23 protein-coding genes are annotated in these 20,703 nt (G+C 69.4%); 13 read left to right on the forward strand and 10 right to left on the reverse strand.

All coding sequences use genetic code 11. The features are described 5' to 3' along the window. The first annotated feature begins 67 nt into the window (after positions 1 to 67). From urtB to LTT61_RS16260, 5 genes are read left to right on the forward strand one after another with little or no spacing between them, the layout of a single operon-like run. Positions 68 to 952, forward strand: coding sequence for an urea ABC transporter permease subunit UrtB (gene urtB, locus LTT61_RS16240; protein WP_233020790.1), 885 nt, complete (start codon positions 68 to 70; stop codon positions 950 to 952). Then, positions 949 to 2,076, forward strand: a complete 1,128-nt coding sequence (gene urtC / locus LTT61_RS16245) for an urea ABC transporter permease subunit UrtC (RefSeq protein ID WP_233020791.1) — start codon at positions 949 to 951, stop codon at positions 2,074 to 2,076. The genes urtB and urtC overlap by 4 nt, the downstream gene beginning before the upstream one ends. Further along, positions 2,073 to 2,912 carry an urea ABC transporter ATP-binding protein UrtD gene (gene urtD, locus LTT61_RS16250; RefSeq protein WP_233020792.1) on the forward strand — a complete coding sequence of 280 codons (840 nt, stop codon included), beginning with the start codon at positions 2,073 to 2,075 and terminating at the stop codon, positions 2,910 to 2,912. The genes urtC and urtD overlap by 4 nt, the downstream gene beginning before the upstream one ends. Continuing rightward, the gene (gene urtE, locus LTT61_RS16255; protein WP_233020793.1) at positions 2,896 to 3,588 is read left to right on the forward strand and encodes an urea ABC transporter ATP-binding subunit UrtE; all 693 of its coding nucleotides are present in this window, start codon (positions 2,896 to 2,898) and stop codon (positions 3,586 to 3,588) included. Before urtD ends, urtE begins: the two co-directional genes overlap by 17 nt. Before the next feature lie 8 nt (positions 3,589 to 3,596). Next, on the forward strand, positions 3,597 to 4,382 hold the full coding sequence (locus tag LTT61_RS16260) for a GntR family transcriptional regulator (RefSeq protein ID WP_233020794.1): 786 nt from the start codon (positions 3,597 to 3,599) through the stop codon (positions 4,380 to 4,382). On the opposite strand, the gene LTT61_RS16265 is transcribed toward LTT61_RS16260, so the two are convergent. From LTT61_RS16265 to LTT61_RS16280, 4 genes are all read right to left on the reverse strand, one after another. Beyond that, positions 4,383 to 7,166, reverse strand: coding sequence for a hypothetical protein (locus LTT61_RS16265; protein ID WP_233020795.1), 2,784 nt, complete (start codon positions 7,164 to 7,166; stop codon positions 4,383 to 4,385). A 119-nt stretch (positions 7,167 to 7,285) separates the two neighbouring features. Further along, positions 7,286 to 8,179 carry an NERD domain-containing protein gene (locus LTT61_RS16270; protein ID WP_233020796.1) on the reverse strand — a complete coding sequence of 298 codons (894 nt, stop codon included), beginning with the start codon at positions 8,177 to 8,179 and terminating at the stop codon, positions 7,286 to 7,288. Between the two features lie 20 nt (positions 8,180 to 8,199). Next, a complete protein-coding gene (locus LTT61_RS16275) occupies positions 8,200 to 8,751 on the reverse strand; it encodes a carboxymuconolactone decarboxylase family protein (RefSeq protein WP_233020797.1) in 552 nt (183 codons plus the stop codon). Between the two features lie 54 nt (positions 8,752 to 8,805). Further along, a complete protein-coding gene (locus LTT61_RS16280) occupies positions 8,806 to 9,552 on the reverse strand; it encodes a TetR/AcrR family transcriptional regulator (RefSeq protein ID WP_233020798.1) in 747 nt (248 codons plus the stop codon). Between the two features lie 59 nt (positions 9,553 to 9,611). Between LTT61_RS16280 and LTT61_RS16285 the strand changes: the two genes are divergently transcribed. Continuing rightward, entirely contained in the window at positions 9,612 to 10,019 is a 408-nt protein-coding gene (locus LTT61_RS16285) for a VOC family protein (protein ID WP_233020799.1), read from the forward strand. Between the two features lies 1 nt (position 10,020). Here the strand turns inward: LTT61_RS16285 and LTT61_RS16290 are convergent, their stop codons facing one another. Beyond that, positions 10,021 to 10,866 (reverse strand): NmrA family NAD(P)-binding protein, encoded by an 846-nt coding sequence (locus LTT61_RS16290; RefSeq protein ID WP_233020800.1) that lies wholly within the window; start codon positions 10,864 to 10,866, stop codon positions 10,021 to 10,023. 78 nt (positions 10,867 to 10,944) lie between these two features. Here LTT61_RS16290 and LTT61_RS16295 point away from each other — a divergent pair, with 78 nt between their 5' ends. Both LTT61_RS16295 and LTT61_RS16300 read left to right on the forward strand, forming a co-directional pair. Continuing rightward, complete coding sequence (locus LTT61_RS16295; RefSeq protein WP_233020801.1) at positions 10,945 to 11,322, forward strand: winged helix-turn-helix transcriptional regulator; 378 nt, start codon at positions 10,945 to 10,947, stop codon at positions 11,320 to 11,322. Between the two features lie 28 nt (positions 11,323 to 11,350). After that, positions 11,351 to 11,770 carry a PPOX class F420-dependent oxidoreductase gene (locus LTT61_RS16300; RefSeq protein ID WP_233020802.1) on the forward strand — a complete coding sequence of 140 codons (420 nt, stop codon included), beginning with the start codon at positions 11,351 to 11,353 and terminating at the stop codon, positions 11,768 to 11,770. Between the two features lie 4 nt (positions 11,771 to 11,774). On the opposite strand, the gene LTT61_RS16305 is transcribed toward LTT61_RS16300, so the two are convergent. From LTT61_RS16305 to lpdA, 3 genes are all read right to left on the reverse strand, one after another. Further along, a complete protein-coding gene (locus LTT61_RS16305; RefSeq protein ID WP_233020803.1) occupies positions 11,775 to 12,320 on the reverse strand; it encodes a BrnA antitoxin family protein in 546 nt (181 codons plus the stop codon). Positions 12,321 to 12,411: 91 nt separating this feature from the next. Then, positions 12,412 to 13,083: a polysaccharide deacetylase family protein gene (locus tag LTT61_RS16310; RefSeq protein ID WP_233020804.1), complete on the reverse strand. Its 672-nt coding sequence runs from the start codon at positions 13,081 to 13,083 to the stop codon at positions 12,412 to 12,414. A gap of 59 nt (positions 13,084 to 13,142) precedes the next feature. Beyond that, positions 13,143 to 14,546, reverse strand: a complete 1,404-nt coding sequence (lpdA, locus tag LTT61_RS16315) for a dihydrolipoyl dehydrogenase (protein WP_233020805.1) — start codon at positions 14,544 to 14,546, stop codon at positions 13,143 to 13,145. Between the two features lie 103 nt (positions 14,547 to 14,649). Here lpdA and LTT61_RS16320 point away from each other — a divergent pair, with 103 nt between their 5' ends. The 4 genes from LTT61_RS16320 (at position 14,650) to LTT61_RS16335 (ending at position 18,189) form a co-directional block, all read left to right on the forward strand. Then, entirely contained in the window at positions 14,650 to 15,015 is a 366-nt protein-coding gene (locus LTT61_RS16320) for a hypothetical protein (protein WP_233020806.1), read from the forward strand. After that, positions 15,012 to 15,377: a hypothetical protein gene (locus tag LTT61_RS16325; RefSeq protein WP_233020807.1), complete on the forward strand. Its 366-nt coding sequence runs from the start codon at positions 15,012 to 15,014 to the stop codon at positions 15,375 to 15,377. The genes LTT61_RS16320 and LTT61_RS16325 overlap by 4 nt, the downstream gene beginning before the upstream one ends. After that, entirely contained in the window at positions 15,370 to 16,032 is a 663-nt protein-coding gene (locus LTT61_RS16330) for a hypothetical protein (protein WP_233020808.1), read from the forward strand. The genes LTT61_RS16325 and LTT61_RS16330 overlap by 8 nt, the downstream gene beginning before the upstream one ends. 84 nt (positions 16,033 to 16,116) lie before the next feature. Beyond that, a complete protein-coding gene (locus tag LTT61_RS16335) occupies positions 16,117 to 18,189 on the forward strand; it encodes a prolyl oligopeptidase family serine peptidase (RefSeq protein WP_233020809.1) in 2,073 nt (690 codons plus the stop codon). A 1-nt stretch (position 18,190) separates the two neighbouring features. Here the strand turns inward: LTT61_RS16335 and LTT61_RS16340 are convergent, their stop codons facing one another. Next, positions 18,191 to 19,054 (reverse strand): alpha/beta fold hydrolase, encoded by an 864-nt coding sequence (locus LTT61_RS16340; protein ID WP_233020810.1) that lies wholly within the window; start codon positions 19,052 to 19,054, stop codon positions 18,191 to 18,193. A 19-nt stretch (positions 19,055 to 19,073) separates the two neighbouring features. Next, positions 19,074 to 19,706 carry a TetR/AcrR family transcriptional regulator gene (locus LTT61_RS16345; RefSeq protein ID WP_233020811.1) on the reverse strand — a complete coding sequence of 211 codons (633 nt, stop codon included), beginning with the start codon at positions 19,704 to 19,706 and terminating at the stop codon, positions 19,074 to 19,076. A gap of 303 nt (positions 19,707 to 20,009) precedes the next feature. Between LTT61_RS16345 and LTT61_RS16350 the strand changes: the two genes are divergently transcribed. After that, a complete protein-coding gene (locus LTT61_RS16350; protein ID WP_233020812.1) occupies positions 20,010 to 20,699 on the forward strand; it encodes a ZIP family metal transporter in 690 nt (229 codons plus the stop codon). Positions 20,700 to 20,703 lie beyond the last annotated feature (4 nt).

A 20,703-nucleotide genomic window follows, 5' to 3' on the forward strand; every position in this document is an offset into this window, starting at 1 on the left:
CCCCGACACCGGTGCGGGGCGGCGTCGCCGCCCCGCACCGGCTCGATCCCGAAGGGGGTACTCCTCGATGGACGTCATGATCGGCCAGCTCTTCACCGGGCTGAGCCTCGGATCGATTCTCCTGCTCGCCGCGCTCGGCCTGTCGCTGACCTTCGGTCAGATGGGCGTCATCAACATGGCGCACGGCGAGTTCATCATGGCCGGCTGCTACACCACCTACGTCGTGCAGACGGTGGTCTCCTCGGCCGGCGTCTCGCTGATCATCTCGCTGGGGATCGGCTTCCTGGTCGGCGGGCTGCTCGGCGCCGCGCTGGAGATGGGGCTCATTCGCTGGATGTACGACCGGCCGCTGGACACCCTGCTGGTGACCTTCGGCGTCGGGCTCGTGCTACAGCAGCTGGCCCGCGACATCTTCGGCGCCCCGGCCAAGAACGTGCTGGTGCCGGAGTTCCTCAGCGGCGGCGTCACCATTCTCGGCGCGGTGGTGCCGAAGACCCGCATCTTCATCCTGGTGCTGGCGATCCTCGCGGTGACGGCGCTGGCCGTCGCGCTGAAGACCACCCCGCTCGGCAGGCGGATCCGGGCCGTGGTGCAGAACCGCAGCCTGGCCGAGACCAGCGGCGTCTCCAGCCGGTTCACCGATATCAGCACCTTCTTCATCGGCTCCGGGCTGGCGGGCGTGGCCGGCGTCGCGCTCACCCTGATCGGCTCCACCAGCCCGACCATCGGGCAGAGCTACCTGATCGACGCCTTCCTTGTGGTCGTGATCGGCGGGCTCGGGCAGATCAAGGGGACGGTGATCGCCGCGTTCGCGCTCGGGCTGCTCAATTCGTTCATCGAGTACTCCACGACGGCCTCGATCGCCAAGGTGATCGTCTTCGTGCTCATCGTGATCTTCCTGCAGGTCCGGCCGCAGGGGCTCTTCACCGTCCGGACAAGGAGTCTGGCATGACCACACTCGTACAGCGGTGGCGCGCACACTCCTCGATCGGCACGCTGGTCGGCTTCGCGGTGGCCGCCGTGCTGCTCTTCGCGGTGGCCCCGGCCGTGCTCAGCGACTTCCGGCTGAACCTGCTCGCCAAGTTCCTCTGCTTCGCCATCGTTGCGGCCGGGATCGGGCTGGCCTGGGGCCGGGGCGGCATGCTCACCCTCGGCCAGGGCGTGTTCTTCGGGATCGGCGCCTACATCATGGCCATGCACCTGCAGATGGCCGACGCCGAGCGGCTCGGCAACGACGTGCCCGAGTTCATGGACATCTCCGGGATCAGGGAGCTGCCCGCGATCTGGGTGCCGTTCGCCTCGGCGCCGGTCGCGCTGCTCGGCATTCTCGTCATCCCCGCGCTGGTCGCGGCGGTGCTCGGGTACGGGGTGTTCAAGCGCAGGGTGAAGGGCGCGTACTTCGCGATCCTGAGCCAGGCGCTGGCGGCCGCGCTGGCGATCCTGCTCACCGGGCAGCAGGCGCTCGGCGGCTTCACCGGGCTCTCCGATTTCCGCGCCTTCTTCGGCTTCAAGCTCTCCGACCCGGCGAACCGGCAGATGCTGTTCTTCATCGCCGCGGGCACGCTGCTCGTGGTGGTGGCGATCGTGCGCCAGCTCATGCGCAGCCGCTACGGCGAGCTGCTCGTCGCGGTGCGCGACCAGGAGGAGCGGGTCCGCTTCCTCGGCTACGACCCGGCCAACATCAAGATCGTGGCGTACGTGGTCGCGGCGTTCTTCGCCGGGATCGCGGGGGCGCTGTTCACGCCGATCGTCGGGATCATCTCGCCCGCCGACATCGGCGTCGTTCCCTCCATCGCCTTCCTGATCGGGGTCGCGATCGGCGGCCGCACCACGCTGCTCGGGCCGGTGCTCGGCGCGATCGGCGTCGCCTGGGCGCAGACCTCGCTCTCCGAGCAGTTCCCGTCCGGCTGGACCTACCTGCAGGGCGTGCTGTTCATCGTGGTGGTCGGCTTCATCCCGGCCGGGCTGGCCGGGATCTGGCCGATGCTCAAGGGCCGCGTCGACTTCGGGCGGTTCCGGCCCAAGCCGGAGCCGGAGCCCGCGGCCCCCGAACGAGAGAAGGTGGCGGCGCCATGAGTGCACCGGCCAAGGCGGGGATGTCCGCCGAGTACCTGGAGGTGCGCGGCCTCTCGGTGAGCTTCGACGGCTTCAAGGCCGTCACCGAGGTGGATCTCACCGTGCTGCAGGGCGACCTGCGCTTCCTGATCGGCCCGAACGGCGCGGGCAAGACCACCCTGATCGACGCCATCACCGGCCTCGTGCCCGGCACCGGGTCGGTGCAGAAGACCGGGGTCGAGCTGCTCGGCAAGAAGGTGCACCAGATCGCGCGCGCCGGGATCGGCAGGACCTTCCAGACGGCGAGCGTGTTCGAGCAGCTCACCGTCCTGCAGAACCTGGACATCGCGGCGGGCGCGGGCCGCTCGGCGCTGACGCTGCTTCGCACCCGCAAGGGGGTGCTGCCCGCCATCGAGGAGGCGCTGGAGACCACCGGCCTCACCGCGCTGCGGGACAAGCCGGCCGGGGTGCTCGCGCACGGCCAGAAGCAGTGGCTGGAGATCGGCATGCTGCTGGTGCAGAACGCCACCGTGCTGCTGCTGGACGAGCCGGTCGCCGGGATGAGCGCCGAGGAGCGCGAGGAGACCGGCAACCTGCTGCGCCGGATCGGCGGCGAGCGGGTCGTCGTCGTGGTCGAGCACGACATGGATTTCATGCGCGCCTTCGCCAACTCGGTGACGGTGCTGGCCGGCGGCAAGCTGCTCAGCGAGGGCAGCGTCGAGCAGGTGCAGGCCGACCCGAAGGTGCAGGAGGTGTACCTCGGCACAGCCGCCGAGATCGACAGCACCGGAGCCGATCTGAGCGATGTCACGGTGATCGCCGTGGAGGAGGAGACCGACGATGCTCGAGCTCGATGACGTGCGCTCCGGCTACGGCCGCACCGAGGTGATCCACGGCGCCACGCTGACCGTCCCCGACGACAGCGTGGTGGCGGTGATGGGCCACAACGGCGCGGGCAAGACCACCCTGCTGCGCACCGCGGTCGGGCTGATCGGGGTGAAATCCGGGCGGATCACCTTCGACGGCGAGACCATCACCAAGCTCGCCCCCTCCAAGCGGGTGCGCCGCGGCATCGCCTACGTGCCGCAGGGGCAGCAGAGCTTCGGCCAGCTCAGCACCATGGAGAACCTCCAGGTGGTGGCGGACGGCCGCAAGCGCGGCAAGGCGCTGATCGACGAGGCGCTCGACCTCTTCCCCGCGCTGCGCGAACTACTACCGCGCAAGGCCGGGCTGCTCTCCGGCGGCCAGCGCCAGCAGCTCGCCATCGCGCGGGCGCTGATCACCGAGCCGAAGCTGCTCATCCTGGACGAGCCGACCGAGGGCATCCAGCCCTCGGTGGTGGCCGAGATCGAACGCACCATCATCGAGCTGACCGGGCGCGGCGGGCTGAGCGTACTGCTGGTCGAGCAGCACATCGGCTTCGCGCTGCAGGCGGCGCAGCACTACTACGTGCTGCAGTCCGGCCGGATCAGCTCCAGCGGGGAGGGTGGGGCAGCCGCGGAGACCGCGGTCCGCTCCGCCATGGCGATCTGAGCGCTGCGATGGCGCGGATTCCGCTGCGCGAGCAGGTCTACGACGCACTGCGGCGTGACCTCGCGGGCGGTGCGCTGCCCGCCACCGAGCGGCTCCGCGAGGAGCGGCTGGCCGCCGGGTACGGCGTCTCCCGCACCCCCGTGCGGGAGGCACTGGCCCGGCTGCTCGCCGACGGGCTGGTGCAGCGGCACGCCGACGGGCTGTACCCGTTCCGGCCCCGGCTCGATGAGCTGGACAACCTGTACGAGCTGCGCATCGTGCTGGAGGCGCGCGGGTTGCAGCGGGCGCTGCCCGGCCCCACCGCCGGAGCCGTCGCCGCATCCGGTACGGCCGACCCCGGCGTCATCGGCACGTTCGGGGCCGACGAACCGCCGGACGCGGGCGAAACCGCGGCGACTCTGCCCCGGCACGACCTCACGGCGGTACGGGCCGAACTCGCGGTGTGGCATGTGCTGCGCGACGAACCGCCCGAACCGGGGCCCGCGCTCGTCGCCGCGGACGAGCGGTTCCACCTGACGCTGCTGCGCGCGGCGGGCAACCCGGCGCTGGCCGACGCGCTGCACACCGTCTACGAGCGGGTGCGCCCGGTGCGCACCATGGACCTGCCCAACCCGGAGCGGATCGCGGTGATGACCGCCGAGCACATCGCGGTCGCCGAGCACCTGCTCGCCGGCGAACTGGACGCCGCGCTGCGCGCGCTCACCACCCACATCGACACCTCGCGCGCGCACGTCCGGCTCCGCGCCGAGCAGGCCCTGGAGTACACGAAACTGGCGCGCGCCGTGCGGGACTGACTAATCGTCGGTCTGCGGACACCAATCCTCGGACGGCTGCTCGGGATCGGGTGGTCCACAATATCCGCGGAAATCCGGAACGACCTCGCCACTCATCACGTGCACGACGGTGATGGGCTTGTTCAGCGGAACGTTCCTGGCGATGTCGCCGCCGTAGTCGATGGTCCCGGTCACGCCTTCCAGCGCTTTGCTCGGCTGGCCGTCGTCCTGGTGCGGCGTGTGGATAGCGGTGATCTCGCGCCAGACGGCACCCGTGCTGAGCGGAATCGGCGGCTGTGAGTCGTGCAGGTACGTGGCCGCGGTGATGAGCACCTGTGTGGCGTCGTAGGCCAATGGCCCGTACGGGTCGGACGGCGGGCCGCTGTCGGGCGGCTCGAAAGCGAACAGTGTGTTCCAGGGCTCGTAGTAGTCCTGGGCGGCGCCTGCTCCGATGGCATCGTTGGCGAAGGACAGATAGTAGTAGGGAATCGCGCGCGTCCGGGTGCGCATAGCGTCATCGGCGACATGGTTGGCGATATCGTCATCGCCGATGAGCAAGCTGTCCTTGCCGCCGCACCCTTCCGCGCCGGAGATGAACTCCTCGAAATCGGCGCCGCGAGCGGCGAAGAACGTCACCCCCCGATAACCACCACAGATGTCCCGCCCCGCGGCGCCTGCATTGAGCTGGCCGGTTATACCGGGAGGGGCGAAGGCGACCGACTTGACGGCGAATCCGAGAGCCTCGAATTCCTCGCGGGCATCCTGATACAGATTCGAACTGTAGATATCGTCCTCATCGCTGGAGTAGTAGATGCGAACCGTTCTCGGCCGGTTCTCCTCGCGCACCAGCCGATCGGCGAAGGCCGCCGCGACCTGGGCTTCACGCCTGTTGCTCGGGGCCACCTGGAAATACAGCGGTGACGACTGCGCGAGCGTGTCCGCGGACAGCGTGGAACTCACCATGGGCACCCCCATCCGCGACAGCTCGTGGATCAGGGTCAGGACGGTCCCCCTGCTCTGGTCCAGTCCCACCACTCCGACCACGGTCGGATCGCGGCGCAGGAGGGCACGCAGCGGCTCGACGAGCCGGTGTCCCTGGTCCAATTCCTTGCCCGCGTTCGCGAGCAGCACTTTGACCAGCGGCGTCGAAGCCGGGCCGCTCAGTTGCCGAGCCTGTGCGACCGCAACTCCCTCGATGGACTTGCGCGGCCCCGCCGAGACGCTCGCGTCTCCGGCCGGTGCGGTGAATCCCTCCAGAACGACGATCGTGATGAACGGCCGAGCAGGGTTGATGCGGTGCAGGTGCTCGGCTTGCCTGTTCTGGTCGGCGATCACGACTTCGACCTTTCGGAAGGCGTCGTCGGAGGGCAGGAAGGAGAACGAGCCATCGCTGATCCCCGCGCATTCACTGCCGGTCCAGATCAGATCTCGGTTACGCGAGCCGCAGTGCCTGTCCCATTGTGCGTCCTGCCACCACAGCGCTGTTCCGGCCGCCAGGGCGATGACGACGGCAGGCACCCCGATCCGGATCCATCGGCTCAACCACCATGCCGGGCGCACCCGCTCGGCGAAAGTGTTGCTCGTTAACCATTTTCGCCCCGTGTCGGCCGCGGGTATCCAGATGGGCAGAAACCACGCCGTCTCCCGTCGTCGCCGTCGGTCGTCGTGCAGTGCGTTACGCCAGCTCAGATATGCGGCGCCGGCCTCGGCCGCATCGTAGTGAAGCCTGGCCGCATCCTTGGTTGCCGCATCCGGCGGTACCGTGTGGGAGGCGGCGATCACCAGCAGCGGGTCGAAAAGTCCGGTTTGATTTCGTACGGTATTGATGGATTTCAGCAAGGAGAAGCCGCCGTTGCCCGCATCGACATTGTCGACCAGCAGCACGGGGTAGACCGTTTCGCGCCGCCGCCACACCTGCCAGAACCTCAGCCGGTAAGCCCGGCGGAGATCTTCGAGAAAGGCGTGGACCAGCAGGAGTTGTACGGAATCCAGATCCTCTTTCTTCCATTCGTCCCGGGTCAGACGGCTGGCAAACCGCACGAATGTCCTCGACAGCCTCGGCGCGAGGTAGGGCTGGCGTATGAACCAGCGATAGCGGCCGGACAGCACAGGCACCCGCCCGGTCACCGCCACCTGGAATGTCACGAAGGTCAGCAGCCGCAGAAACAACAGCGATGCCCGCCACCACCAGGTGTCGCTGCGACTTTCATCCTCGGTGCGCTGTATCCAGTGGTCGACCCGAACCTTGAGGCCCTGCTGCAGCAACAGCAGCCGCATCGTCCGGTCCGGGTGGCGGTCGTTACCGTCGACTTCCTGATCCATCAGCCACTGCAGCAGCGTGAGTCGCTCGAATCGCAACCGCGGCCCCCGGACATCGGGATTTTTCACGAAGTTCGACGTCGCCACATCCAGGACGTCGCGGACGCGAGCGACAGATTCCGTCGTCGCGTTCGCCGTACCCTCCGAGCGGGAGAGCTCTAGATAGCTGCGGCGCAGATCGCTCGGATACTTCGATCTGAGATTGTCATCGATGGTCTGGAGAACTTTGTCGGGATCTTCGTCCCGAACCAGCCACAACATCGGCAGCCCCCGACGATCGGTGTCCCGTGCCCCCGATGACTCCGGCCGGCGATCACCGACCCGCGGCCGTCGGCACAGCTGGTCGATGACGTCGAAAAGCCCTGCACCGTCAGTAATTTTCCGCATTTTTTGCCCCCTCGGCAACCTGACCGCCCCCGCAGGCACCACCGAACGCGAACCGGCTTCGCTGATCCCTGACCCCATCGATCCTACGGCCGAATTCATCGTGCACAGCGTGAACGGATCAAACCAATCACGTTGGGACAGTGCCCGAAAGGGCGGAAGTCGCGGTCGCACTTCGGCCCGGCCCCGGCGCGACGTCGGCGATGGTGACGAGCATCACCTCAGCAGTCGGGTTGCAGCGGGAAGCAGGCCGGTGGCCGGGTGCTGGAGGCGGGCCCCGGAGTGCTGGTGGCGCTGGGCGCGACCGGCTCACCGGTGTCGCCGTCGTCGTGGATCAGCGCGGTCGCGACCACCCCGAAGACCACGAAGAGCCCGAGCAGCGCCGCCAGGATGATGGCCCAGGTGGTGCTGCGGTGGTGCCGATGCGGTTCGCGCGGGGTCGGCGCGACCCGGGGCACCACCGGCGGCGGGATCACCGACGGCCGCTGCTGCTCCGGGGCCTGGTCGAAGCCGGCGGCGAGCAGCTCGGCGCGCGGCGGCACCGCCTCCCCCGCGCCGAGTTCCCGGCAGGCGCCGAGCACCCCGTCGGCGGTCCAGGTGCGCGGCCCCTTCGCGAAGTTCTCCAGGTAGATGCGGAGTTCGGTGGTGTCGGCTGCATTGCCGACCACCACGTCCAGCCCCGGCCGCAGCGTGGTGCGGGCCGGGCGCACCACCACCCCGCGGAACGGGACGAGCACCGCCGCCCCGCAGACGTGGCCGGGGTCGCGCAGCCCGCGTTCCAGCGCCGCGCGCACCGCGTACGCGCTCTGCTCCACCCGGTCCGCGAGGTCGCCCGAGCCCTGCAGCTCCAGGTCCAGCGGGGAATCGCTGATCAGCCAGGGCTTTCCGGGCACAGCCGTGAGGATGCCGCTCTGCCTGCGCCGGAAGCCGAAGACCTCGAGCACGGTCAGCCCGGTCGGGGTGAAGAGCACCGCCCCGACCCGCCGGGCGCCGCCGCTCTCCCCGATCGGCACGTCGACCAGGGCGAGCCCGGTGGACGGCAGGGCGCCGAGAGATTCCGCGAATTCCCGCTCGGCGCCGGAGAGTTCCGCCCCGGGCCGTACCCGCACCAGCATGAGGTTGTCCCCCCGAAGATCTAGTTTTTCAGTGCAGGCAAAGTATCGCGCCGAATGCGGAGGGTCGTGATGGTTGCGGCCAAACCGTCGTATTGATTGACCAGCAGGACGATTTCGATGAGTTCGCGCTCGCCGTAGTGCGCGGCCAGTGCCTGCCAGGTGGCGTCATCGAGGTCGCGCTCGGCGACCAGCTGGTCCACCGCGGCGAGCAGGGCGCGGTGCTTCTCCGACCAGCCGTCGGCGCCCGGCCCGGTGCGCAGCCGCTGCACGATCTCCGGGGTCACCCCGGCCCGGCGGCCCAGCCGCAGGTGGTGGTCGTATTCGTAGTCGCAGCCCCGCAGTTGGGCCACCCGCAGGATCACCAGTTCGGCCTCGTGTCGCGGCAGCCGCCCGCCCGGCATGAGCTTGCCGGAGTAGTGCAACCAGCCGCGGAACAGCCCGCGGGTGCGGCCGAGCGTGCTGAACAGCTGCGCGTCCCTGGTCCCGGCGGCGCGGGAGAGCGCCTGCCAGAGGAGCCAGTTGATCGGACCGAGTTCGCTCAGCCGTCCGGGGGCGATCCGCGGGGTGCTCATAGGGGGTGAGTTTAGTTGCCGGGTGTCGCCGGGCGGGGTTCGCGGCGCGAACCGTCAGGGGTCGATGAGGTCGGCGAATCCGGCCAGGACGCGGTTCAGGCCGAACTCGTAGGCGTGTTCGGCGCTGTAGGCGGCGTCGTGCGCCTGCCCGGCGGCTGCGCCGACCCGGGTGGCGAGTGGGTAGCGGGCCGGGTCGACGACCCGTTCCAGCACCGGGCCGACCCGCGCCCACCACTGCGCCTCGTCCATGCCGGTCGCGGCGGCATTGCGGGCCAGGTCTATGCCGATCCGCGCGGCGGCGGTGACGAAGCCGAGCAGGTGGGTGAGCGCGGCGTCCATGGTGACGTCGTCCAGGCCGAGACCGTCGAAGGCGGCCAGCTCGTGCTCGTACTTGGCCAGCTGGCCGGGGCCGAGCGGTGGGCGGGTGGCAGGGAGATCGGCCACCCAGGGGTGCCGGGCGAGCAGCGCGCGATTCTCCGCGGCGACCGTGCGCACCCGCTCGCGCCAGGGCAGCCCGGCGAGGTCGGCGCGGTCCATGGCGGCGTAGACGCTGTCCAGCATGAGGTCGAGCAGCTCCGCCTTGCCCGGCACGTAGGTGTAGGTGGCCATCGGGGTGAGGCCGAGCCGGTCGGCGACCGCGCGCATGGTGAGCGCGCCGAGCCCGTCCGCGTCGGCCAGCGCGACGGCCGCCGCGACCACCTCGTCCACGCTGCGGCGCTGCCTGGGGCCGCGCCTGCGCGCACCCGGCTCGCGCCAGAGCAGCTCCAGCGTGCGCGCCGGATCGTTCTTCTCGCTTGCCATCCGCCGATCTTACATGTACAACGTACAGAGTACTTAGTATAGAGTTTTCGGGAGGTCTCGTGCACATCACCGCTTCGTGTATTTCGCTCAACGTCCCCGACCCGCGCGCCTCGGCCGACTTCGCCATCAGGCACCTCGGTTTCGCCGAGCACAACTCCGCCGACGGCTTCATCGCGCTGAGCCGGGCGGACGCGGGCTTCGACCTGGTTTTCCTGCGAACCGGGCTCGGCAGCTTCAAACCGGCCAGGATCGCGGGCCGCGCGGGCGAGGGGCTGCTGGTGGCGTTCGTGGTGGACGACATCGACGCCGAGTACGCCCGGCTGCGCGCGGCGGGCGCGCCGATCGAGACCCCCATCGAGACCGAGGAGTGGGGCGAGCGCTACTTCCAGCTCACCGACCCGAACGGCATCGTGCTGCAGCTGGTGCAGTGGGTCTCCGGCCCGGAGGGCGCCGGGCCGGAGCACTGAGTCAGAGCGCGGCGCGGAACACCGATTCGGCGGTGGCGGCCGGACGGCCGATGAGCTTCACCAGGTCACCGGTGGTGACGTCGAGCGCGCCCGCCTCGATACCGGCGTCGGAGTCGGCGAACACCTCGGCCGCCGGCGCGGGGAGCCCGGATTCGATGAGCGCGGCGGTGTAGCCGGCGCGGCCCAGGCTTTCGTACCGCACCGGGGTGCCCAGCGCGGCGGCCATGGCCTGCGCGAGCTCGGCGTGCGTGAGTGGCTGATCGCCGCCGAGCTCGTAGACCCGCCCGCCCTGGTTATCTGCGGTCAGGACGGCGGCGGCCGCCTCGGCGTAGTCGGCCCTGGCCGCGCCGGCGACCCGGCCGCCCGCAGCAGCGCCGGCGAACGCGCCGGTCGCCTTGGCCTGCTGCAGGCTGCCGAGGTAGTTCTCCCAGTACCAGCCGTTGCGGAGCAGGACGAGCGGGACCTCGCCTGCGCGCAGGATCTCCTCGGTGGCGCGGTGCTCGTTCGCCAGGATCAGCGGGGTGGTGTCGGCGTCCGGGATGCTCGTGTAGGCGAGCAGCTCGACCCCGGCCCGCTCGGCGGCGCGCAGCACGGCGGTGTGCTGCGCGACCCGCTGCCCGAACTCGTTGCCGGAGACCAGCAGCAGCCGGGTGACGCCCGCGAGCGCGGCATCGAGCTGGTCCGGGTCGTCGTACGCCGCCCGGCGCACCTCGATGCCGCGCTCGGCGAGGTCGGCGATCTTCTCCGGGGTGCGGGCGATCGCGATCGGCGCGGCGCCCTGTCGCGCCAGTGCCTCGACGACGAGCCGGCCGAGCTGGCCGCTTGCTCCGGTGACGGCGACGGTCATGGTTCCTCCTCGGGTACGAACTATTCATGAGCACTAACTTTACGTAAGCGCTATTCATTCCCCCGCTATGCTCGAGGGATGGAACTGGAGTCCGACCCGGGACTGGAGTCGGATGTCTTCGCCCGGAACTGCACCTCCCGGCCGGTGCTGCAGAACCTGGCCGGTCGCTGGGGCATCCTGGCCCTCGTCGCACTGCGCGAGGGGCCGTACCGGTTCAGCGCGCTGCGCCGCCGGGTGGACGGGGTCAGCGAGCGCATGCTCGCCCAGACCCTCCGGGCGCTGGAGCGCGACGGCATGGTGCACCGCGAGGTGCTGGAGGCCATCCCGCCGCGGGTCGAGTACACCCTCACCGAGCTCGGCGTCGAGATCGCCGACCAGCTGGAAGCACTGGTCAAGCTGGTCGAACTCAATATGCCGCGGGTGCGCGCGGCACAGGACGCCTACGACCGGGACTGACCGGGGCCCCGCCGCGGTTGTTCCTGCCATGGAACTCGACCGCGCCCTCGAATTCGCCCGCGGCACCACCCGCTCGGTGCTCACCACGCTGCGCCGGGACGGCCGCCCGCAGCTCTCCAACGTGCTGCACGTGACCGGTACCGACGGGAAGATCCGCATCTCCATCACCGCCGACCGTGCCAAGTACCCCAACCTGCGCAGGCAGCCCTGGGCCGCCCTGCACGTCACCGACGACTCGTTCGGCTCCTACGCCGTGCTCGAAGCCGACGCCGAGCTGACCGACGTCGCCACCGACCCCGGCGACCCGGCCGTCGACGCCCTCGTCGCCTACTACCGGGCCGGCTCCGGCGAGCACCCGGACTGGGACGAGTACCGCCGGGTCATGGTCGCCGATCGCCGCGTCCTCCTCACCCTCACCCCGACCCGGGCGTACGGGTTGCTGCGCTGAGCGGTCAGCCGCGCTTGCGGCGGGTGCTCGCCAGGCGTCGGTTCGGAGCGTTGCCGAGTGCGGTGCGCGGGTGCCTGACCACCCGCGCCCCCGACGGCCGGTTCGCGGCCGCGCCACCGCCTCGATTCGACTCGATCTCCCGCAGCGCGACGGCGATCGGCTCGAGCAACGCCATGACCGGTTCCAGTACGGCCGCCACGTCGACGCGCACCTGCTCCCGCTGGTCCGGCGCCTCGTCGGATCCGTCGGTGCCGCGTGGGTACGCCGGGGACAGGTACACGTCGATCAGGTTCTGCAGGGCGATCGTCTCCGCCGCCCGAGGTCGCCGATGCGCCGCGACAGCCTGCTCGATCACCGCGCGCAACCACGCACCGGTCGACACCCCGCGCTCCTGCGCGAGCGAACGCGCGGCACGCAGCGTGGACTTCGGCAGCCGCAGGCTGTAGCCGGCCATCGGCGACGATTCGCTCGGCTCGTGCGCGGTAAGTGTCGCCGCCGAGATATCCGCCGCGACATCGTGCGTGTCGTAGTAGTCGGCTGCTTCTTCCATGCGAGTGCGCTGCTCAGAACTCATGACCTTCGAACTTCAACTCGAACAAGGATCAGCGTATCACGTTCGTAATACGCGCCGATATCGAAGATCAGCGCAGCTCCGACACCCGGACGAACCGGTAACCCTGTCCCCGCAACTCCCCGACGATCCGCGGCAGCGCGGCCAGCGCCTCGCCGGTCCCGTACATCACGTGCAGCAGCACGATGGACCCCGGCCGAACCCGCCGAACCACCTCGGCGGCGATATCGGCGGCGGCGGACGATTCGGGCTCCACGTCCCACATCACCGTGGTCCGCCCGTGCTCGGCCAGGTACCGCGGCAGCGCGAGGAACTTCTTCCCGTAGGGCGGCCGGAAGGTGATCTCGCCGGTGTACCCGGTGGCGCGGATGGCGACGTCGGTGCGCTCGACCTCGTCGCGCACGGCCCCCGGCGTCACGAAGACCATGCGGCGGTGGCTGTAGGTGTGGTTACCCACCTCGTGCCCGGCGGCGACGACGGCGCGGCCCAGCTCGGGGTGCGCGTCGAGGTCGCGGCCGTTCAGGTAGAAGGTGGCGGGGACGCCGAGTTCGGCGAGGACCCGGAGCACGTCGGGGGCGCGCTCGCTCGGCCCGTCGTCCAGGGTCAGCGCCACCACCTTCGAGGTGGTGTCGACCCGATCCACCAGCTCCCCGCCGAGCTGGAACGACCGCGCGTTGACCAGCCGGTAGAAGCCGAAACTCAACCCGACGACGACAACGAGCACACCCGCGATCCACCGCACCCGCCCATCCAAACAGCGATGCCCCAGCTACGAAAGCCGGGGCATCGCGGTGGGGCGGGTCAGAAATTGATCATGTGCCCGGCGAGCCCGTGGAACGCCTCCTGCAGCGCCTCGCTGAGCGTCGGATGGGTGTGCACGTTGCGGGTGAGCTCGTTGACCGTGAGGTCCCACTTCTGCGCGAGGGTGAGCTCGGGCAGCAGCTCGGAGACGTCGTGGCCGATGAGGTGGCCGCCGATGAGCTCGCCGTACTTCTTGTCCGAGATCAGCTTGACGAAGCCGGTCGGGTCGCCGAGGCCGTGCGCCTTGCCGTTCGCGGTGAGCGGGAAGGTGGCGACCTGCACGTCGTACCCCTCGTCGCGGGCCTGCGCCTCGGTCAGCCCGAAGCTGGCGACCTGCGGCTGGCAGAAGGTGGCGCGCGGCATCATCCGGTAGTCGCCGAGCGGCACGGTGGGCGCGCCCGCGATGGTCTCGGCGGCGACCACGCCCTGCGCCTCCGCGACGTGCGCGAGCTGCAGCTTGGCGGTGACATCGCCGATGGCGTAGATGTGCGGCACGTTGGTGCGCATGGAGTCGTCGATGGCGATGGCGCCGCGCTCGGTCAGCTCCACGCCGGTGTTCTCCAGGCCGTAGCCATCGACCCGGGGCGCGAAGCCGACGGCCTGCAGCACCTTGTCCACGGTGACGGTCTCCACCGAGCCGCTCTTGTTGTCCTTGATCGCGACGGTGACCTTGGAACCGTCGTCGTCGATGGACTGCACGGCGGCACCGGTGCTGATCGTGATGCCGAGCTTCTTGTACGCCTTGGTGATCTCCTTGGAGACGTCGGCGTCCTCGTTCGGCAGCGCGCGGTCGAGGAACTCGACGATGCGCACGTCGACGCCGTAGTTCTTGAGGACGTAGCCGAACTCCATGCCGATGGCGCCTGCACCGACGATGAGGATCGAGCCGGGCAGGTCACGGGTGAGGATCTGCTCCTCGTAGGTGACCACGTTCTCGCTCAGCGAGGTGCCGGGCAGCAGCTTGGTGGTGGTGCCGGTGGAGATGATGGCGTTGTCGAACGTGACCGTCTCGGTGCCGCCCTTGGACAGCTCCACCGAGATCGTGTTCGCGTCGGTGAAGGTGCCCTTCCCGTCGAACTCGTCGATCTTGTTCTTCTTCATCAGGAAGTGGACGCCCTTGACCCGGCCGTCCGCGACCTTCCGGCTGCGGTCGTACGCCGCGCCGAAGTCGAAGGAGACGTCCCCCGAGATGCCGAAGGTCTTGGCTTCCTTGGTGAAGATGTGGGCGAGTTCGGCGTTGCGCAGCAGCGCCTTCGACGGGATGCAGCCCACGTTCAGGCACACACCGCCCCAGTATTTCTGCTCGACGATCGCTGTTCGCAGGCCGAGTTGAGCGGCGCGGATCGCGGCGACGTAACCGCCGGGACCAGCGCCGAGTACGACGACATCGTAGTGGGAAGTCACGGTATCGAGCGTAGTCCTGTACGCAGCGTCCGGTGTACCGGGTAGGTAGAGTACAACCGGTTACGCCTGCGATCGAGCGGCGCAGTCGACATAGGGGGAAGGCATGCATCGCGAGGAGCTCAGTGAACTCCTGGAGCAGATAAACAATCAACTCGATGCGTTCGAGATGCGGGCTTTGAATGTGATCGAGGCATCAGCGATCGAATTCTGCACAGGGTACTCGACGGACCGAAGCACATCCGCCACCACGAGTGGCGACGGACGGAAAATTCTCGACCTGCAGATGAATCGGGGCTTCGGCGACCTCAACAGGCCGGCCTGGATGCTGTCCGATGACATAGATCTCGCCTGCCGAGGGATCGTAGAGGCGATAAACTCCGCACGCAGACAAGCGATCGATCGGTCGATCGAGGCTCTCGAAAATGAGTTCCCCGAAGCATTCGACCTGCTGAAGGACCTCGCACAGTGACCGATTTCGATGAACTCTACTCGCTCACCCGAGACCTGACGAAGAACTACGATCGCGCTGTCGAAAAGGTACGTCGAGGTGAGTCGCCGCTCCGTCGGCAACGACACTCCGTCCCGATCGTCGACACGTATACCGACACGCAGTACGGGTCCCTGACAATCGATGGCACGGGCCAGCTGTTCGATTTGCAACTCGATGCGTACGAAGTGTCACAATCGAGCCAAGACCACCTGATCGTCATCCAGGGAATCCGGACCAATGCCGCTGCGATACCCGTACAGTCCGCAATCGCTCCGGCGGCGCTCGACAACGGGGGCTGGCAGCCGCGCAAGCCGACCGGAAAGCCCTTCGGCGATGGCTAGGGCCGAGGGATGGAGTCTTCTGCCACTTGCTGTCGTGTGCGGGATAGCGCTGACCGCATGTGATGGCGGAAAAGGTGCGGAAGTTGCCCGATTCGACCGGACTCCGAAGTCGTGCGCGCCCCTCACCGAAGTCACCGCATCCGCAGTAACGGATTTCGCCGGGACGCTGTACACCGCCTCGGGTTTCTCTCGGCAGAACCTCGATGAGTTGCCGCCGACTCCGGGTGCCCGGGATTATGGCTGCAATGTCATATTTCTGGCAGAAAGAATTCCGGGCGGATCACCCGGAGAGCCCGAAACACGATCGGTCACCGTTTCATTCAAGTTGTACGACACCGGTGATCGCGTTTCGAGAGCCCAGGACAGTTTCCGGCTCTGGCGCGATAACACCGACAGGAGGTCCGGGGTTTCGGCGGCCGAATCCGTCAGCGGGGTCGGCGACGAAGCGTATTCTGTCGACGATTCCAGTTCGAGTTCGGCCCATACGGAGGTCGTATTCCGTTCGAGCAATATGATCGTCACGGTCGGTGCCCGGGCACGCGACTTCGGCGGCGCCGGAACTCCGTCCCCGGAGCTGGTGGCGAAGGCCAACGGTGCGGCCGCGGCGATCGCCCGGGCGGTAGAACCGGAGCTCGGGTCGATCGTCACCGGTTGACCGAGCCGTCGGCGCTCCGCGACGGGATACGTCCAGTCGGGCACCTGCGCCGCCGACCGACCGACCGTCCGCCACACTATGGGGATGACCGGCAGCGTTGACCCCAGTGCAAGCGACCCCCACCTGTGGCTGGAGGAGGTCACCGACGAGGCGGTGCTGGACTGGGCGCGCGCCCGCAACGAGGTCACGGTGGAGCGGTTCGCCTCGTCGGACCGGTTCCACGGGCTGCAGCGCCGGATCCTGGACATGCTGGACACCGACGCCAAGATCGCCTTCCCGAACCGGCGCGGCCGGTGGCTGTACAACTACTGGCGCGATGCGGGGCATCCGCGCGGGCTCTGGCGGCGTACCACCTTCGACGAGTATGCGGCTGGTTCGCCGGACTGGGACGTGCTGATCGACCTGGACGCGGTCGCCGCGGCCGAGGACGAGAACTGGGTGTGGGCGGGCGCGGTCGTGCTGCGCCCGGAGCAGAGCCGCGCGCTGATCAGCGTCTCCCGCGGCGGCGCGGACGCCAAGGTGGTGCGCGAGTTCGACCTGGAGACCAGGCGCTTCGTCGAGCCGGGTGCCGGGGGCTTCTTCCTGCCCGAGGCGAAGTCGAGGCTGAGCTGGATCGACCGGGACACCGTGTACGTCGGCACCGACTTCGGCCCCGGCTCGCTCACCGACTCCGGCTACCCGCGGATCGCGAAGCGCTGGCACCGCGGCACCCCGCTGGCCGAGGCGGTCACCGTGTTCGAGGGCGAGCCCGCGGACATCTCGGTCTCGGCCGGGTACGACCGCACCCCCGGCTTCGAGCGGCACTACATCGCCAGGGCCACCGACTTCTACAACGAGGAGGTGTCGCTGCTCGCCCCGGACGGCACCCGCACCCGGATCGATGTGCCCACCGACGCCGACGTCTCCTGGTACCGGGACCGGCTGCTGGTCCGGCTCAAGTCGGCGTGGCGGCCCGCGCAGACCGAGTTCCCGGCCGGTGCGCTGCTGGTCGCCGAGCTCCCCGCCTTCCTCGACGGCGGCCGCGAGTTCGAGGTGCTCTTCGCCCCCGACCCGCACACCGCCCTGTACGGCGTCGGCTGGACCGAGAACCACCTGCTGCTGGTGACGCTGCGCGACGTGCGCACCGAACTGCACGTGCTCACGCCGGGCCCGGACGGCTGGCAGCGCAGCTCGCTCGCGGACACCCCGCCGATGTCGACCACCGGCATCTCGAACCTGGACCCGCTGGAGTCCGGTGACGAGTTCATGCTCACCACCAGCGGCTTCACCACCCCGCCGACGCTGCTGGCGAGCTCGGTCGGCGGCGAGACGGTCGAGCTGGCCAGGGAGCCAGCGTTCTACGACGCCGCGGGCATCGAGACCGAGCAGTTCTTCGCCACCTCGGACGACGGGACCGCGGTGCCCTACTTCGTGGTCAGGCACCGCGACCGGCGCGGCACCCCCGGCCCGGCCGTGATGTACGGGTACGGCGGCTTCGAGTCCTCCTACACCCCCGCCTACGCCGCCACCGCGGGCATGGGCTGGCTGGAGCAGGGCGGCACCTGGGTGGTCACCAATATCCGCGGCGGCGGCGAGTACGGGCCGGAGTGGCACACCTCGGTCCTGAAGGCGAACCGGCACAGGGTGTACGAGGATTTCGCCGCCATCGCCAGGGACCTGGTCGCCCGCGGCATCACCACCGCCGACCAGCTCGGCGCGGTGGGCGGCAGCAACGGCGGGCTGCTGATGGGCGTCATGCTCACCCGCTACCCGGAGCTGTTCGGCGCCATCGTCTGCCGGGTGCCGCTGCTCGACATGAAGCGCTACCACCTGCTGCTGGCAGGCGCCTCCTGGGTGGCCGAGTACGGCGACCCGGACAAGCCGGAGGAGTGGGAGTACCTGAGCCGCTACTCGCCCTACCAGAACACCGACCCCGACCGCGCCTACCCGCCGATCCTGCTCACCTCCTCCACCAGGGACGACCGGGTGCATCCGGGGCACGCGCGCAAGATGGCGGCGCTGCTGGCGGAGCAGGGCCACCCGGTCTGGTACCACGAGAACATCGAGGGCGGGCACGGCGGCGCGGCCGACAACAAGCAGTCGGCGTTCCAGACCGCGCTCATGTACGAGTTCTTCGGCACCATGCTGCGCGACGGCGAGAGCCCGGGGCGCGGCTGAATCAGCGGTCGCGCAGCCACTTCTCGACCCGGTCGACGGTGCTGCCGCACTCCCGGATCCAGCCGTTGTGGCCAAGCCGCTCCGGCTGGGTCCAGGTGGTCACCTCGGCCGCGGGCAGCTTGCGCACCAGGTGCGCGGCCGAGGAGGCGGGGGCGATCTCGTCGCCGGTCATGGTGATCGAGAGGACCGGGAGCTTCAGCCTGCCGATCCGCTCCTCGTAGTCGATGTCCGCCCCCATCGGCACGAAGCGGCCGGTGCGGGCGAGCCGGGCCCAGTCCGAGATCAGCACCTTCGACTGCCTGCCGAACCCGGCCGGGCCGCCGATCCGATCGCCCGGCCAGTACCCGGCGACGCCCGCGGTGAGCGCGACCGCCGCTGTGCCGAGCAGCATTCCGGGGCCGGAGAGGCCGCGGAAGCCGCGGTGGTACGGGGTGCCGGAGGCGACCAGGATCAGCCCGCCGAGCCTGCCCCTGATCCGGGCCGCGTAGAGCACCGAGAGCTGGCCGCCGATGCTGTGCCCGAGCAGGTACGGGGTGCTCTGCGGGAAGCGGTTGCGGACCACCTGGAAGATCGCGGGGAAGTCGACGGAGACCAGTTCGTGGTAGCCGTAGGCGCTGTCCGCGTCCGGTTCGGGGCTGCTGTCGCCGTTGCCGCGCAATTCGCCGATGGCGGTGTCGAATCCGCGCGCGGCGAGGTCGCGCGCGACGGATTCGTAGTAGCCGCCTGGCACGCCGAGGCCGGGCACGATCACCACGGCCGGGCGCGGGGCGTCCGGCGTCACCGGGTGCCGGTGCGTGCCGACGGCGCCGAGCAGCCGCACCGGGACGGTCGAGCCGTCCGGCATCTGGATCGGAACGGTCTCCATACCCGCACGCTACCGCGCGTCAGGCCCGCACCGCCCCCAGGATCACCCGGCTCAGCACCGCGATGACGTCGTCGAGCGGAGGGCGCGGGTCGGCGCCGCTCCAGGCGTCGACCACGTAGTTCACCGCGCCGATCACGGCGAGCACCCGCATGTCGTAGTCCCCGGACGGGACCTCGCCGCGGCCGGCCGCCGCCTCCACCGCGTCGGCCAGCATCGCGCCCCAGACCCGGCGCAGCTCCAGCCGGAACTTCTCCACCTTCGGCCCGGCGCCGACCACCTCGACCAGCGCAACCCGCGCCCGGCGCGGATCGGTGCCGATCGACTCGATGTAGGCGCGGGTGGCGGCGTCGATGCGGACCAGCGCGCTCGCATCCCCGGTCACCGCAAGGGCTTTGGTGACCGCGTCCCTGCACTCGCGGTCGATGTGTTCATAGAGTTCGAGCAGCAGCGACTCGCGGCCGCTGAACTCCTCGTAGAACTGCCGCGAGGAGAGCCCGGCGTCCTTACAGATCGCGCCAACCGAACTGTTGGCGTACCCGTCCCTGGCGAATACCGTCAGCCCCGATTCCAGAAAACGCGCACGCCGTTGACGTTGCCGGTCCTCGACGGGCTGCCCGGCATACATACGCCCCGTATTCGCATCCTGTGACATCGCCGCAGACAATACAGAAGGGCCCGATCCCCTCGTCATGGATCAGGCCCTTCGCCCGAACCTCCGGCCAACCGCGCGTTAGCCGGAAGTTGGCAGTGCGACGGCTAATCCATGGGCCTCCCGAACAGCGTGGGTACCGGGCGTTTGCCGATCAGAGGTTACGCACCGCGCCGGAATTCCGGGGCGGATTTTGACGGAGTTTCTTAGATTTTTTTCGGAAGCAAGCGCGGGAATGCCCGAAGGGCGTTCGCCCGGACCGAATGGGAGTGCGGCGAAATAGGTCCGGCTGCCTAGGCTGAGCGCATGGGAACCGCACTGCTCTTCGGCCTCGGCACCGCTGTGCCGTTGGTGCTCGGCGCATTCGTCGGGCTGCGCTGGTCGCTGCCGAAACAGGTACTCGCGACGCTCATGGCGTTCGGCGCGGGGACCATGATCGCCGCGGTCTCCGAGGAACTCTTCGGCCCCGCTTTCGGCCAGGCCGGGGTCACCGTCGCCGGGCTCGCGCTCTTCGCCGGGGCCGGGCTCTACGTCGGCGCCAACCACCTGCTGGAGACGCGGCTCGGGGCGAGCGCCGTCGGCGGGGCGCTCATGCTCGGCACCGTGCTGGACGGGGTCCCGGAGAACACCGCGCTCGGCGTCACGCTGACCGAGTCCGGCGGGCTGGTGCTGCTGGTCGCCATCGCGGTCGGCAACGTCCCCGAGGCGATCAGCGGCTCCGCCCTGCTGCGCCGGGACAAGAACTTCCCGCCGCGCCGCGCCCTCCTGCTCTGGACCGCGACCGGCATCGTCCTGGTCGCGGTCACCGTCGTCGGATACCTGCTCTCCGACAACCTCTCCGCCACCAGCATCAGCACCGTCCAGGCCTTCGCGGGCGGCGCCACCATCGCCGTGCTCGCCGATTCCCTCATGCCGGAGGCGTACCGCGAGGGCGGCTGGTGGGTCGGGCTCGCCACCGCCGCGGGGTTCCTGGTCGCCTTCGTCCTCGGCGGGTAGAAAC

The sequence above is a fragment of the Nocardia asteroides genome (assembly GCF_021183625.1).
GTDB lineage: Bacteria > Actinomycetota > Actinomycetes > Mycobacteriales > Mycobacteriaceae > Nocardia > Nocardia asteroides_A.